The sequence below is a fragment of the Pseudomonas sp. UV AK001 genome (assembly GCF_046097675.1).
Taxonomy (GTDB): Bacteria; Pseudomonadota; Gammaproteobacteria; order Pseudomonadales; family Pseudomonadaceae; genus Aquipseudomonas; species Aquipseudomonas kribbensis.
Map to the genome: position 1 here is coordinate 1,761,969 of NZ_JBJUVZ010000001.1, position 14,192 is coordinate 1,776,160.

The following is a 14,192-nucleotide window of genomic DNA, read 5'->3' on the forward strand; positions in this document are numbered from 1 at the left end:
AAAACCAAGGGGCGCCCGCATGAACATTCTCTACGACGAACAGATCGACGGCCCCCTGCCGGGCGTCGATAAAACCGCGCTGTTGCAGGCGCTGCAAACCCGGTGTCCGGCACTGGAAATCCTGCACCAGCGCGAGGATCTCGCCCCGTATGAATGCGACGGTTTGTCCGCCTATCGCACCACGCCGCTGCTGGTGGTTTTGCCCCGGCATCTGGATGAGGTGCAGGGCATCTTGCGCACCTGTCATGAGATGAACGTGCCGGTGGTCGCACGGGGTGCGGGCACCGGGTTGTCCGGCGGCGCGTTGCCGCTGGAAAAAGGCGTGCTGCTGGTGATGGCGCGCTTCAACAATATTCTGCACATCGACCCGGCTGCCCGCACTGCGCGGGTTCAGCCAGGGGTGCGCAATCTGGCGATATCCCAGGCTGCCGCTCCGTTCGGCCTGTATTACGCGCCGGATCCCTCCTCGCAGATCGCCTGCTCCATCGGCGGCAATGTCGCGGAAAACGCCGGCGGCGTGCATTGCCTCAAGTACGGCCTGACCGTGCATAACCTGCTCAAGGTCGAGATCCTGACCGTCGAGGGCGAACACCTCACGCTCGGCTCCGATGCGCTCGATTCTCCCGGTTTCGATCTGCTGGCGCTGTTCACCGGATCCGAAGGCCTGCTGGGCGTGATCACCGAAGTCACGGTCAAACTGCTGCCCAAGCCACAGACCGCCAAAGTCTTGCTGGCCGCATTCGATTCCGTGGAAAACGCCTGCCGCGCCGTGGCTGACATCATCCCCGGAGGCTTGGAAATGATGGACAACCTGGCCATCCGCGCCGCCGAGGACTTCATCCGCGCCGGCTACCCGGTGGATGCCGAAGCGATTTTGCTTTGTGAGCTCGATGGCGTTGAAGCCGACGTCCACGATGACTGCATTCGCGTGCGCCAGGTGCTGGAAAACGCCGGCGCCAGCGAAGTGCGCCAGGCCAGGGACGAAGCCGAGCGCGTGCGCTTCTGGGCCGGTCGCAAGAATGCCTTTCCGGCCGTGGGCCGCTTGTCACCGGACTACTACTGCATGGACGGCACCATCCCGCGCCGCGAACTGCCCGGTGTGCTGCAAGCCATTGCGCAGTTATCCGCCGAATACGGCCTGCGGGTGGCGAACGTGTTCCATGCCGGCGACGGCAACATGCACCCGTTGATTCTTTTCGACGCCAACCAGCCTGGCGAACTGGAACGCGCCGAAACCCTGGGAGGCAAAATCCTCGAATTGTGCGTGAAGGTCGGCGGCAGCATCACCGGCGAGCACGGCGTGGGCCGGGAGAAAATCAATCAGATGTGCGCGCAGTTCAACAGCGACGAGCTGACCCTGTTCCACGCCGTCAAAGCGGCGTTCGACCCCGACGGCCTGCTCAATCCGGGCAAGAACATCCCGACCCTGCACCGCTGCGCCGAATTCGGCGTCATGCATGTTCACGCCGGGCAACTGCCCTTCCCCGAGCTGGAGCGTTTTTGATGGTCCGAGAAAAGGATGTCGACGACAGCGCCGCGCTGCTCGATCAAGTCAATCAGGCATTGCAGGACGCCACGCCCCTGCGGATTCAGGGCGCCAACAGCAAGGCATTTCTGGGGCGCATTGTCGCCGGAGAAATCCTCGACACTCGCACCCATCGCGGCATCGTCAGCTACGACCCGACGGAACTGGTGATCACCGCACGTTGCGGCACACCGCTGAGCGAACTGCTTCCGGTGCTGGACGCTTCACAACAGATGTTGCCGTGCGAACCACCGGCCTTCGCCGACGATGCGACGGTGGGCGGGATGATCGCCAGCGGACTGTCCGGCCCGCGGCGCCCGTGGTCGGGGTCGGTGCGGGATTTCGTGCTGGGTACGCGGATCATCACGGGTCATGGCAAACACCTGCGCTTTGGCGGTGAAGTCATGAAAAACGTCGCCGGTTATGACCTGTCGCGGCTGATGGCCGGCAGTTACGGTTCGCTGGGAGTGATTACCGAGGTCTCACTCAAGGTCCTGCCCAAACCGCGAGAGTGCCTGAGTATCAGCCTGGAAATAGACAGCGAGCGTGCCTTGCAGCGCCTGGCGGAATGGGGCCAACAACCGTTGCCGATCAGCGCCGCCTGCCACGATGGCCAGCGGCTGCACTTGCGTCTGGAAGGTGGCGAAGGTTCGGTGGCGGCGGCCCGTGATCGTCTCGGTGGCGAACTGCTTGATGGCGCCTATTGGTCAGATCTGAATGAACAGCGCCTGGATTTTTTTGATGAGGACCAGCCCCTGTGGCGCCTGTCGGTGCCGAACAACACCCCGCCGCTGGCCTTGGCCGGTGTACAAATGCTCGACTGGGGCGGCGCCCAGCGTTGGCTGAAATCAGGGGCCGAAGCTGCTCTGATTCGCCAGGTGGTTTCGGCTGTTGGCGGGCATGCGACCTGCTACAGCCATGGTTTGATCGACGCGCCGTTTCATCCGCTGCCACCCGCCCTCCTGCATTATCACCGTTGCCTCAAGCAGCGGCTCGACCCTCAGGGCATCTTCAACCCCGGTCGCCTGTACGCGGAGCTTTGAGCCATGCAGACCACTCTCAGCGAAGAAGCCCGACAACTGCCCCGCGCCGAAGAAGCCGAAAGCATCCTGCGCACCTGCGTGCACTGCGGTTTCTGCAACGCGACCTGCCCGACCTATCAGTTGCTCGGCGATGAACTCGATGGCCCACGGGGCCGCATCTACCTGATCAAGCAAGTGCTGGAAGGCAACGAGGTCACCCGCAAAACCCAACTGCATCTGGATCGTTGCCTGTCCTGCCGCAATTGCGAAACCACCTGCCCGTCAGGGGTGGATTACCACAACCTGCTCGATATCGGCCGCGCCGTGGTGGATGCCGCTGTGCCGCGGCCCATCGGCCAACGCTTGTTGCGCGAAGGTTTGCGCGCGGTGGCGCCCGATGCCTCTCTGTTCAAGGGACTGCTCGGTGCTGGCCGGATCTTCCGCGCGCTTCTACCCGAGACTCTGCAAGCAAAACTGCCGCGCAGCACCTCTGCAATCGCACCCCGTCCGGTAGCGCGGCATGCCCGCAAGGTGCTGATGCTCGAAGGCTGCGTGCAACCGGGTTTGTCGCCCAACACCAACGTCGCGACAGCACGGGTGCTGGATCGATTGGGAATCAGCATTACTCCGGTGCTGAATGCCGGCTGCTGCGGCGCCGTGGACTATCACCTCGACGCCCAGGCCAAAGGACTTGAGCGCGCCCGCAAGAACATCGACGCCTGGTGGCCGGCCATCGAGCAAGGCGCCGAAGCGATCGTGCAGACCGCCAGCGGCTGCGGTGCGTTCATCAAGGATTACGGGCATCTGCTCTGCACCGACCCAGCCTATGCCGAGAAGGCAAAAACCGTGAGTGAGCTGGCAAAGGATCTGGTGGAAGTGTTACGTGAGGAACCGCTCGAATCCCTTGGCATCCATGCCGATCAGCGCCTGGCTTTCCACTGCCCCTGCACCTTGCAACACGCACAGAAACTTGGCGGTGCGGTGGAGTCGGTGCTGACCCGGCTGGGCTTCAACCTCACGACCGTGCCGGACGCCCATCTGTGCTGTGGCTCGGCGGGCACCTATTCGATAACGCAGCCGGCACTGGCCCGACAATTGCGCGACCAAAAACTCAATGCACTGGAAAGCGGTCATCCGGATGCCATCGCTACCGCCAATATCGGCTGCCAGGCCCACCTCGACGGCGCGGGACGCACGCCGGTCAGGCACTGGATCGAGCTGGTGGATGCCGCGATGCCCTTGGTGCGAGACGCGTAGGATTGCTGGCGGTGGTCAAACGATGGGCGAAAAAAAACCGCCTTAGCGGGGCGGTTTTTCGGTAGGCCTCAGTTTGCGGCTGGGGCCTGGTGTCTCACGGACAACACTGACGTGCGGAAATACTATTAATCTTTGGTATTCGTTGCAACGTTATTTTGTGTGTGTTGAATGACGTCATGCAATGACAAGGTCAGCCCTGACGAGGCTTTGACAGACCGAGATAATACTGACAGAAACAACGAATTACAAAACTCATTGAGTCTTTATCCATACCCCTCAGAATCACGTCACAAGACAGGTTAATATGCCGACGCTCACTCGCCAGTGCGTCCATGAGGTTTGGCTGGAACCATAACGGTTTCATGCCCTTCGACACGGTTTTGCACCCGTGCCGGAATGATGGCTCGGAGGGATCACAACCGGCCGCCTCATGGACAACATTGACGTGCATGTCCGAAGGCACGCATGGTCCGGTAAGTGCGCTGGAGGTCTGGCCCCCGACCTGGAGGCCAAAACGTATGAAGCTTTTGCTGCGTACGCTGAGCCTCGTATGGAGATCGTTTCAAGCGTTTCGCTTTTACGAGTTCCTGCGAGACCACTTTGACAACCTGAAATAACGGTTGTCGATGCGGGAAAAAGCCCGTTTTGGCTTCGGCTGAAACGGGCTTTTTTTGTTCACAAACACTGTCATTTGTAGGATTTTTTACAAAATTGATCCTGTTCAGCTGTAAGGCATTTCTCTGACACCTGTCATCCCGACATCCTCCTCACCGTCAGTTATGAGCTAATAGCGCCTTCATTAAACCGTCGCTGAAACGTTGTACTAGGATAGGATCCAATTTCCTGATTCGCTGTCGCCGGGCATGGAGCTGTTTTCCGGTGGTTCAGGAACACGAGTACCACACTGCAACTCATGGATGAACGACATGAACTCACAGCTGTTTCCTCACATTGGCAAGGTCATCGCCAGCACTGGCAGCCGACATTTCCCACGGATGCTGCATGACCTGATCCTGACCCAACTGGCGGTGGATGCCACACACATCCGGCAGATGCGCGTGGAACCGGTCGGACGCACGCAACCGCGCAGCGAACCCGAATGCATCAAGGAAGCGCCACTGCCGGCTGAAACGGTGTATTCCGAACTGAGCACCCTGCCGAGTGCCAATGATTTGCCCGCTCCCGAACCCTCGACGGTCACCGACGCCTCGCAATTGCACCTGACCCGACGCAAGGACGGTTACCGCTATGTGATCTCGGTCTACCGTTGCGGTCCGGCAAAACGCTTCTCCGCTCACGAGCGCAGTTTGTTGCAAGACATTTCCCCAGTGCTGCTGCCGATGGTGGAAAAACACATCAACGCCCTGCAACCGGCAAACACTGACGTCCTGGGACAATCCCAGGAACAATCGGATTCCACCCTGCTGGGCCTGGAAACCCTGCGCCTGCGCTTTTGCGAACGAGTGGAGCAATTGGGGCTGAGCCTGTCGAACCGCGAAATGGAAGTGTGTGTCGGCCTGCTGGCCGGGCGCACCGCGCCTGAACTGGCCGAACAGTTGCAACTGAAGGTCAATACCGTGGAAAGCTACCTCAAACGCGCAGCCATCAAACTGGGCATCAGCGGACGTCACTCGCTGATGCGCTGGATGTATTCGCCGCAGGACTGCCCGACAGCCTGCGGCCCTTCGAATGCGGCCTGAAGGCTCACACATCTCTGACGAAACCGCCTTCCTGCAAAGGACGGCGGTTTTTTCGTGCCGACCTCAATCCCGGGCCAGCGCCTCGATCGGATCGAGACGCGACGCATTGCGTGCCGGCACGAAGCCGAACACGATGCCGATCAGGGTCGAGCAGATCACGGCAGTCAGTACCGAGGTCAGCGAGAACACCATTTCCCATTCCTTGATGAACAGCGAGAACAGGTGGCCGATGGCGTAGGACAGGGAAATGCCGATAGCGCCACCGAGCAGGCAGACCATCACCGCCTCCACCAGAAACTGCTGTCGGATGTCCGACTGCCGCGCCCCGACCGCCATGCGGATGCCGATCTCACGGGTACGCTCGGTGACCGACACCAGCATGATGTTCATCACGCCGATACCGCCCACCACCAGCGAAATCACAGCAATCAGCGACAGCAGCAAGGCCAGCGAGCGGCTGGTTTTCTGTACGGTCTGCATCACGCTGTCGAGGTTGTTGGTGAAGAAATCCTTGGTGCCGTGGCGCTGCAGCATCAGTTTGTTGACGTTGTCTTCCACCACTTTGCTCGGCTGGCCGTCCTTGATCCGAACACTGATGCTGTCCAGATAACGCTGGCCCAACAGCCGCCCGGCTGCGGTTTCGTAGGGCACCCAGACATTGAGCGACTTGCTCGACGAGAAGATGTTCTTGTTCTCCGCCGCCACACCAATCACGGTGCATGGCAGGTTGCCGATCAGGATCACCTGCCCCAATGGATCGACGCCCTCGCCGAACAACCGATGGCGGGTGTTGTGATCGATCACCACCACCTGCGCCTGACGCCGGGCATCGCTTTCACTGAACGGGATGCCCGACTCCATCTTGATTCCGCGCACCTGGAAATACAGATCGCTGACGCCGTTGACCTGCGCATCGAGGTCGATATTGCGATAGCGCAGCAACAGGTTGCGCCCGACCACCGGCGTGGCACTGTCGACGTAGTACAACTGATTGAGTGCGGTGACATCCGCCGGCACCAGGGTTTCGATGGCCGCCGAACGGCTGTCGCCGAAACTGGTGCCGGAATAGATATCGATGGTGTTGCTGCCGATGGCCTGAATGTCCTTGAGTACATAGCGTTTGGCCCCTTCGCCGATGGCCGAAATCGACACCACCGAGGTGATACCGATAACGATCCCGAGCATGGTCAGCAAGGTGCGCATCCGATGGGAGATCAGCGCGACCCAGGCCATGTTGAACGCTTCCTTGAACAGGCCGAAGCTGGCCACCAGACGTCGTGCCGCACCGGATTTGCGCGACACGGCGTCTTCGTTGGTCAGTGCCGTGGTGTCGCGCTCATTGCGGCGGTCGCTGAGGATTTCGCCGTCGCTGACTTCGATGATGCGTTCAGCGTTGGCTGCGACCTTGGGGTCGTGGGTCACCAGGATCACCGTGTGCCCGGCGGCGTGCAGCTCCAGCAGAATGCGCATCACCTCCTTGCCGCTGGTGGTGTCGAGGGCGCCGGTGGGCTCGTCGGCGAGGATCACTTCACCGCCGTTCATCAAGGCCCGGGCGATACTCACCCGCTGCTGCTGGCCGCCAGAGAGCTGGCTGGGGCGATGCGTCAGGTGCCCTTCCAGCCCCAGGCGCGCCAACAGCTCACGGGCCCGGGCGTGTCGCTGCGGCTCTGGCGTGCCGGCGTAGATCGCCGGCATCTCGACGTTGTGCATCGCGCTCAGATGCGGCAGCAAGTGATAGCGCTGGAAGATGAAGCCGAAATAGTCGCGTCGCAGTTCGGCCAGCGCCTGGTTGTCCAGATCACGGGTTTCCCGGCCGTTGATCTTGTAGCTGCCGGCCGTGGCGTAGTCGAGGCAGCCGAGGATGTTCATCAGAGTCGATTTGCCGGAACCCGAGGCGCCGATGATCGCCACCATTTCCCCGGCATGGATCGTCAGGTCGATGTTCTTCAGCGCCAGAAATTCACGGTCGCCAGCGGTGAAACTGCGGCTGATGCCGCTCAGATGCAGCAGAGGTTCGGTCATGCTCATGCCCCTGCCACTTTCGCCACCGGATCACCGATCACCACCCGGTCGCCTTCGGCCAGACCGTCGTTGACCTGCACCTTGACGTTGTTGTTGATCCCGGTCTGCACATTGCGCGACTGCGCCTGGCCCTTGGCGTCCAGCACCCGCACCGGGAAGCTGCCATCGTTGTTGCGCGGACCGAGTGCCGCCACCGGAATCGTCAGCACCGACTTGGCGGTGTCGAGCACCACGCGCACCTGCGCCGTCATGGAAATACGCAGGCGATGATCCGGGTTGGGCACCTCGAACAGCGCGTTGTAGAACACCGCCGTGTTCTGTTTCGGCGTGCCGGCGGGCGGGGTTTCGAGGAAGTTCTGCGGCGCCGGCTCGGTGCCGCGCAGCTTGCCGTAGTAACGCTTGTCCTCGCCGAGAATGGTGAAATACACCTCCTGCCCCGGCGCGATATGAATGACATCAGCCTCCGACACCTGAGCCTTGACGGTCATGGTGTCCAGGTCCGCCAGTTTCAGCAGGATCGGCGCCAGTTGGTTGGCGATCACGGTCTGGCCTTCCTGGGTGACGATGCCCACCACGTCGCCGTCGATGGGCGCGACGATCCGCGTGTAGGCCAGATTGACCTTGGCCGTGTCGATCTGGATATGCGCGCTCTTGATCTGCGCGTCCAGCGATAACAGGTTGGCCTGCTGCACCTCGTAGTTCGATTGCGCGGTTTCGAAATCCTGCCGCGAGATCGAGGCGTCTTCCTGCAGATTTTGATAGCGCTCGTAGATTGCCTTGGTCTGGCGCAACTGAGCCTGAGTCGCCCGGCGCTGGGCTTGCAGGTTTTCCTCGTCGACCTGCGCCTGACGCAAGGTGTTCTGCAGCACCAGCGGGTCGATTTCCGCCAGCCACTGGCCCTTCTTGACCTTGTCGCCGACCTTGACCTTCAGCGACTTCAACTGCCCCGAGACCTGGGCACCGACGTCCACCTGTTTGATGCCTTCCAGCAATCCGGTGGCCAGCACCGCGTTTTCAATATCACCGCGTTCAACCGTGGCGGTCAGGTACTGCGGTGCTTCGGCCGGTGCCTGCACCGTGTAGAACACCAACCCTGCCACCAGCGTCAACGCGATTCCCAGACCGACTTTGCGCAACTTCGACTGTTCCATAAATGACCACAATTCCGTTCAGGGTTGAGCCCGGCCAGCGGCCGGGTTCCAGGATAAAAACTTCAATCAGGACAACACTTGACCCGCCGCCACCGTCAGCCCGTCATGCCACCACGCCGCGAGACTGAAGACGTTGGGCGCCTTGAGGATCGTGAAGTGGTTGCCGGGGCCATACCACACCGCCAGATCCCGGGCCTCGCGCTGCCAGCCTTCGAGCATCGCTGCCTGCTCGCGCTGATTGCCCGAGGCGTCCAGTGTCGGGTCATCCACCAGCGCCAGACGCACCGGCCCGGTATAGGCCAGGCTCGGCCGGTAGACCGTGCGCAATGCCGTGGCGAACGTACGCACCGGGCCCTGCATCGCGTCAGCTGACGAGCGTTCGGACAGCACACCGGCATGCACCATGCCGTCATGCAGCAAGCGCATTTGCGTAGCGTCATCGGCTTCGGCGAAAGCCAGTGCATCGATCCCCAGGGACTTGCCGCTGGACAGTTGCAGCGACTCGATCAGTCGCAACAACGCCGCCGTCGTGGTGTACGGCTTGCCCACGACGCTGTTGCCGCCCGGCGATTCGCTGTCGATCAGAGTCAGGGACGCCACCTCGCGCCCCGCCGCCTGCAACTGCGCCGCCATGGCGTAGGCCACCCAGCCACCGAACGAATGCCCGATCAGGTGCACCGGTCCTTGCGGGTACAACTGCTCAAGTGCCCGCAGGTAGAACGTGGCCGCACTTTCAACCCGGCTGTGGGGCACGGTTGCGCCGTCGAGGCCTCGGGGCTGCAAGCCGTAAATCGGCCACTCCGGCCCCAGCGCCTCGGTCAGGTGGATGAACCCGGTGACACTGTCGCCGGCCCCCGGCACACAGAAAATCGGCGCATGCCCGGCGTGACCGGTCTGGATCGTCAACAGCGGCTGATAGGCCCGGGATTCGATCACTGCCGAGGCCTGAACTGCCTGACCGAGCGCCTGACCAAGCACCTGCACATGCGGCGCCTGCATCATGCTCTGGTGATCGCCCGGCACGTCGATGCAGTGCAGGAGCGTGGCCGGCACTTCATCCGACCAGCCCAGGGTCGGGTGACGACGAGACAGCTCCGTCGGATGCTCCTGAGCCCGGAACAGATAAAGCGGCAAGCCCAACGGATTGATCCGGTAATGCGCCAGCGCATGCCCGTGGGCGACCTCGCGGTCGAGGTAATGCCAGAGGTCCTGCGGAGCGGCGGCCGCCATGTCCGGATGCAGCAGTTGTTCGTCCCGGCAACGCTGCAGCAGCGGCTGGAAGTCGATCTGCTCAAGCTCGGCCTGCAACAGCGCCAGATGCGCCAGCGCACTCTGCCCCGAGTCTCCGCGAGCCGCCCAGTACAACGTGCAATGCTGTAGCAGCTGGCGCTTGTGCGCATGTTTGTCGCTCCAGCGCGCCTTACCCTGATCGGTCAGACGCGGCACGAAACTGTCGATCAGGCCGACGAACGCCACCGTCTCGTCCATGCCGAGCAATTGCATCGCGACTTCGTAGGCCAACACCCCGCCGAACGACCAGCCGGCCAGACGATAAGGCCCGTGCGGCTGCACCGAGCGGATGATCTCCACCATGCGCGCCGCCAGGCATTCCATGGTGCGCAGCGGTGCCTGGCCGAACGGGATGCCCGGCAAGCCGTAGATCGGGAAATCGCCCTCGATGTGCAGGCCCAGCGCCGGGAAGTAGGCGTCCATCCCGCTGAACTCGTGCATCAGGAACAGCGGCGTGCCTGCACCACAGGCCCGCACCACGACAAGCCCGTCATCCTGTAGTTCTGCACCGGTGCGCTGGCTGAGCAACGTGCCGAGCGACTCGATGCTGGCGTGCTGGAACAGCTCGGCCAGCGTCACTTCCAGGCCGTTCTGCTGCATCAGGTTGACCAGACGAATCGCCAGCAACGAATGCCCGCCCAGTTCGAAGAAGTTGTCGTGACGCCCCACCTGCTCGACCTGCAACACCTCGGCCCACAACTGCGCCAACGTTTCTTCCAGCGGATTGACCGGGGCTTCATAGGCACGGCTGAGCAGCGCGTCCTGCGCCGGGATCGGCAAGGCCTTGCGATCCACTTTGCCGTTGTTGTTCAGCGGCAAGGCGTCGAGCTGCACCCAGGCCGAGGGCACCATGTATTCCGGCAGACGCGCCTGCAATTGGCTGCGCAGGCTGGCGCTGTCGACGCCCTCTTCGGCGGTGAAATACGCCACCAGACGCAACGGCTCCTGTCCGTCCTGACGGGCCAGCACGATGGCCTCCTTCACCCCTTCGCAGTTCAGCAGGCGGTTTTCGATTTCCCCGAGTTCGATGCGGAAGCCGCGGATCTTCACCTGATCGTCGTTACGACCGATGCATTCCAGTTGCCCCGGTGCGAGCCAGCGTGCGAGGTCGCCGGTGCGGTACAGCAACGCGCCCGGTTGATCGCCGAACGGGTCTTGCAGGAATTTTTCGGCAGTCAGATCCGGGCGATTCAAGTAGCCCAGCGCCACGCCTTGCCCACCGATGTACAACTCGCCGGTCACGCCCATCGGCACCGGTTGCTGACGGGCGTCAAGCACATAGACCTGGGTGTTGGAGATCGGGCCGCCAATCGGCACGCTGTCGGCATCTTCTGCCACCTCGCGCACTTCGAAAGTAGTCGCGTAGGTGGTGGTTTCGGTCGGGCCGTAGCAGTGGACGATGCGCAGGTCTGGCGCCTCGGCCAGCAAGCGACGGAAGGCCGCCGGATCAGCGCGTTCGCCACCACAGAGCACGATGCGCAAGCCTTTAAGGGCTTCGGGGATCAACTGCACGTACTGGTTGAACAGCGCGGTGGTGACGAACAGGATCGTGGCACCGGTGTTGGCCAGTTCACGTCCGAAGGCTTGCGGATCAAGCAAGGTCACGTGATCGATGACTACCACTCGACCGCCATTGAGCAGCGGCCCCCAGACATCCATCGTGCTGGCGTCGAACGCCGGGTTGGAAGCGAATGCCACCCGATCCTGCGGGTTGAAATCCGCATAGCCGTTGTTGATCACCAACCGGCCAATCGCCCGGTGCGGCACCATCACCCCCTTCGGTGTGCCGGTGGAACCGGAGGTGTACATGATGTAGGCGAGGGACTCGGAAGACTGCGGCAAATCAGGGTTGTGAACCGGTTGTGCGTCCAACGACAGCAAATCCAGATCAATCCGGCGCACAGCGTAATCAGTCGCCTCAGTGCTCAAGGTCAGCAGCGCTTTCGCCCCGCAATCCTCAACCATGAACGCCTGACGTTCAGCCGGCGCATTGATGTCCAGCGGCACATAGGCCGCCGCACATTTGCCGATGGCCAGTTGCGCGACCAGCAGATCCAGCGAGCGCGGCAGCAGGATTGCCACGTGGTCGCCCGGTTGCACGCCATGTCCGATCAAGTAATGGGCCAGGAGATTGGCCCGTTGATTCAACTCTTCATAAGTCAACGCCGCGCGGCCATGCACCACCGCCACCGCTTGCGGATGCTTCGTCACCTGCTGTTCGAACAGACGATGAACCGTCAACGTCGCCGGGTAGTCCCGTTGAGTGGCGTTGAACTCGACCAGCAATTGCCGCCGCTCATCCCGCGGCAAAATTGACAACTGGTCGATGCTCAGTTGCGGCGTCCGTTCCAGCGCCTGCAACAGGCTCTCGACCGCAAGATCCATGTAGTCGCAGATCCGCCCGGCGTCGATCCCGGCCATGGTCAACGCGGTCAGGCTGAAGTCTTCGCCCAGGTCATCGACGCTCAGGCTCAGGCGGTAGTTGCTGTGTTCTTCGGCATCGAGCAACTGCATGCCCTGCCATGCCGCCACGACTTCGTCGGACGGCGTGCCCCCGCCGCCACTGTGGCGGTAATTGAACAAGGCATTGAACAGCGGCACCCCCGGCGCCATGGCGCTGCAACGTTGTATCAGCGCCAATGGCGCATGTTCGTGATGCAGCAAGCGGTTCAGGCGCTGATGGGTCGCCAGTGCAGCTTCTTTCACCGTTTGCCCGCCCAGATCGATGCGCAGCGGCAGCGTGTTGATGAACACGCCCAGCGCCCGCTCGGCGCCTTCACCACCGTGCAAGCGGCCGAGCATCACGGTGCCGAACACCACGTTTTCACGCCCCGACAGTTGCCCCAGCACGCTGGCCCAGGCCAGGTGCATCAGGCTGGCGGCGCTGATGCCCAGACGCCTGGCCTTGGCCCTGACCCGCTGACTCAACGCGGTGCTCAGCAACCGCTGCGCATGCCCGTTGCCGCCGTCCGCGACAGTGCCCTGGCCATACGGCAGGGTCGGTTCCTCGATATCGCCGAGCATGTCGCGGAAGAACGTCTCATGCTCCTCCTCGCTCAGCCCTGAGCGGGTGCGGGCGACATAGGTGCGATACGGCACCGGTTCGGCCAACTGCCGCACCTGGCCGAGCAGGACCGACTGCATCTCGTGGCGCAGCACCTCCAGCGCAATGTGGTCCATGACCAGATGATGGAACAGCAGCAGCGCCACTACGCGCCGATTGACCGCGTCCCAGCTGTGCACCACGCGCATCAGCGGCGCCTGAGTGACGGCCATGCGGTAGTGCCGGGTATCGAACCGGTTGCGCAGCTGGCTCAATGCATCCGTTTCACTCTCGTCCAGCTCCACCGTTTCACACACCAGCGACGCCTGGCGCCAGACCACTTGCACCGGTTCTTCCAGGCCGTCCCAGAACAGCGACGTACGCAGGATGTCGTGGCGCTCGATCACAGCCTGCAAGGCTTCGGCGAACACCCGCAGACGGGATTCATCGGCAAACGCGAACTGCGCCTGCAACACATACGGATCGCCCTGAGGTGCCGACAAGTGATGGAACAGGATGCCGGCCTGCAACGGCGCCAGAGGGTAAATGTCCTGCACGTTCGCGGCGCCACCGGGAATGCTGGCGACGATGCGGTCAATGGCAGGCTGATCCAGTGCAACCAGTGGCAGCATGTCCGGGGTGATGTGTTTGCAGTCCGGTGCAATGCGGTTGGCCGGGATAGCGATTTCCACCTCATCACCGACAGCAGCCGCCAGCGCGGCGAGCGTCGGTTGACTGAACAGCACACGCACATCGGCCGTCAGCCCGACATGGCGCATCCGTGCCACCAGGTTGACTGCCATCAGCGAATGCCCGCCCAGTTCGAAGAAGTTGTCGTGGCGCCCTACCCGCTCCACGTTGAGCAGTTCGGCCCACAGTCCGGCGAGCAGGATTTCCACTTCGCCGACCGGCGCTTCGTATTCACGGGTGATGACCGAGGCCTGATCCGGCACCGGCAAAGCCTTGCGGTCGAGCTTGCCGTTCGGACTCAGCGGCAATGCATCGAGGTGCACGAACACCGCCGGCACCATGTAGTCCGGCAGGTGCTCAAGCAGGTGACCGCGCAGCACGTCGATTTCCAGCCGTGCGCCGGTGTAATAGGCGACCAGACGTTTGTCCCCCGGCACGTCCTCGCGAGCCAGCACCGCCGCTTCCTGCACGCCGCCGATGTCGGTCAGGCGG

At 62.3% G+C, this 14,192-nt stretch carries 7 protein-coding genes; 4 read left to right on the plus strand and 3 right to left on the minus strand.

Going from position 1 to position 14,192, the window contains the following annotated elements; translation table 11 throughout:
* Positions 1 to 19 precede the first annotated feature (19 nt).
* From glcD to ACKLNA_RS07980, 4 genes are all read left to right on the plus strand, one after another.
* A complete protein-coding gene (gene glcD / locus ACKLNA_RS07965; RefSeq protein ID WP_408985528.1) occupies positions 20 to 1,504 on the plus strand; it encodes a glycolate oxidase subunit GlcD in 1,485 nt (494 codons plus the stop codon).
* Positions 1,504 to 2,568 (plus strand): glycolate oxidase subunit GlcE, encoded by a 1,065-nt coding sequence (gene glcE / locus ACKLNA_RS07970; RefSeq protein WP_408985529.1) that lies wholly within the window; start codon positions 1,504 to 1,506, stop codon positions 2,566 to 2,568. The genes glcD and glcE overlap by 1 nt, the downstream gene beginning before the upstream one ends.
* Before the next feature lie 3 nt (positions 2,569 to 2,571).
* A complete protein-coding gene (gene glcF / locus ACKLNA_RS07975; protein WP_408985530.1) occupies positions 2,572 to 3,804 on the plus strand; it encodes a glycolate oxidase subunit GlcF in 1,233 nt (410 codons plus the stop codon).
* A 926-nt stretch (positions 3,805 to 4,730) separates the two neighbouring features.
* On the plus strand, positions 4,731 to 5,504 hold the full coding sequence (locus ACKLNA_RS07980) for a helix-turn-helix transcriptional regulator (protein WP_408985531.1): 774 nt from the start codon (positions 4,731 to 4,733) through the stop codon (positions 5,502 to 5,504).
* Positions 5,505 to 5,567: 63 nt separating this feature from the next.
* Here ACKLNA_RS07980 and ACKLNA_RS07985 read toward each other — a convergent pair whose 3' ends face one another.
* From ACKLNA_RS07985 to ACKLNA_RS07995, 3 genes are all read right to left on the minus strand, one after another.
* Positions 5,568 to 7,526 (minus strand): MacB family efflux pump subunit, encoded by a 1,959-nt coding sequence (locus ACKLNA_RS07985; RefSeq protein ID WP_408985532.1) that lies wholly within the window; start codon positions 7,524 to 7,526, stop codon positions 5,568 to 5,570.
* Positions 7,527 to 7,528: 2 nt separating this feature from the next.
* Positions 7,529 to 8,677, minus strand: coding sequence for a macrolide transporter subunit MacA (macA, locus tag ACKLNA_RS07990; protein ID WP_119426608.1), 1,149 nt, complete (start codon positions 8,675 to 8,677; stop codon positions 7,529 to 7,531).
* A 66-nt stretch (positions 8,678 to 8,743) separates the two neighbouring features.
* The coding region (locus ACKLNA_RS07995) for an amino acid adenylation domain-containing protein (RefSeq protein WP_408985533.1) at positions 8,744 to 14,192 on the minus strand (5,449 nt) is incomplete at its 5' end.

Excerpts from the sequence above, each read along its gene's own strand:
- glcD (WP_408985528.1), top strand. The coding sequence starts at position 20 with ATGAACATTCTCTACGACGAACAGATCGACGGCCCCCTGCCGGGCGTC.
- glcE (WP_408985529.1), top strand. The coding sequence starts at position 1,504 with ATGGTCCGAGAAAAGGATGTCGACGACAGCGCCGCGCTGCTCGATCAA.
- glcF (WP_408985530.1), top strand. The coding sequence starts at position 2,572 with ATGCAGACCACTCTCAGCGAAGAAGCCCGACAACTGCCCCGCGCCGAA.
- ACKLNA_RS07980 (WP_408985531.1), top strand. The coding sequence starts at position 4,731 with ATGAACTCACAGCTGTTTCCTCACATTGGCAAGGTCATCGCCAGCACT.
- ACKLNA_RS07985 (WP_408985532.1), bottom strand. The coding sequence starts at position 7,526 with ATGACCGAACCTCTGCTGCATCTGAGCGGCATCAGCCGCAGTTTCACC.
- macA (WP_119426608.1), bottom strand. The coding sequence starts at position 8,677 with ATGGAACAGTCGAAGTTGCGCAAAGTCGGTCTGGGAATCGCGTTGACG.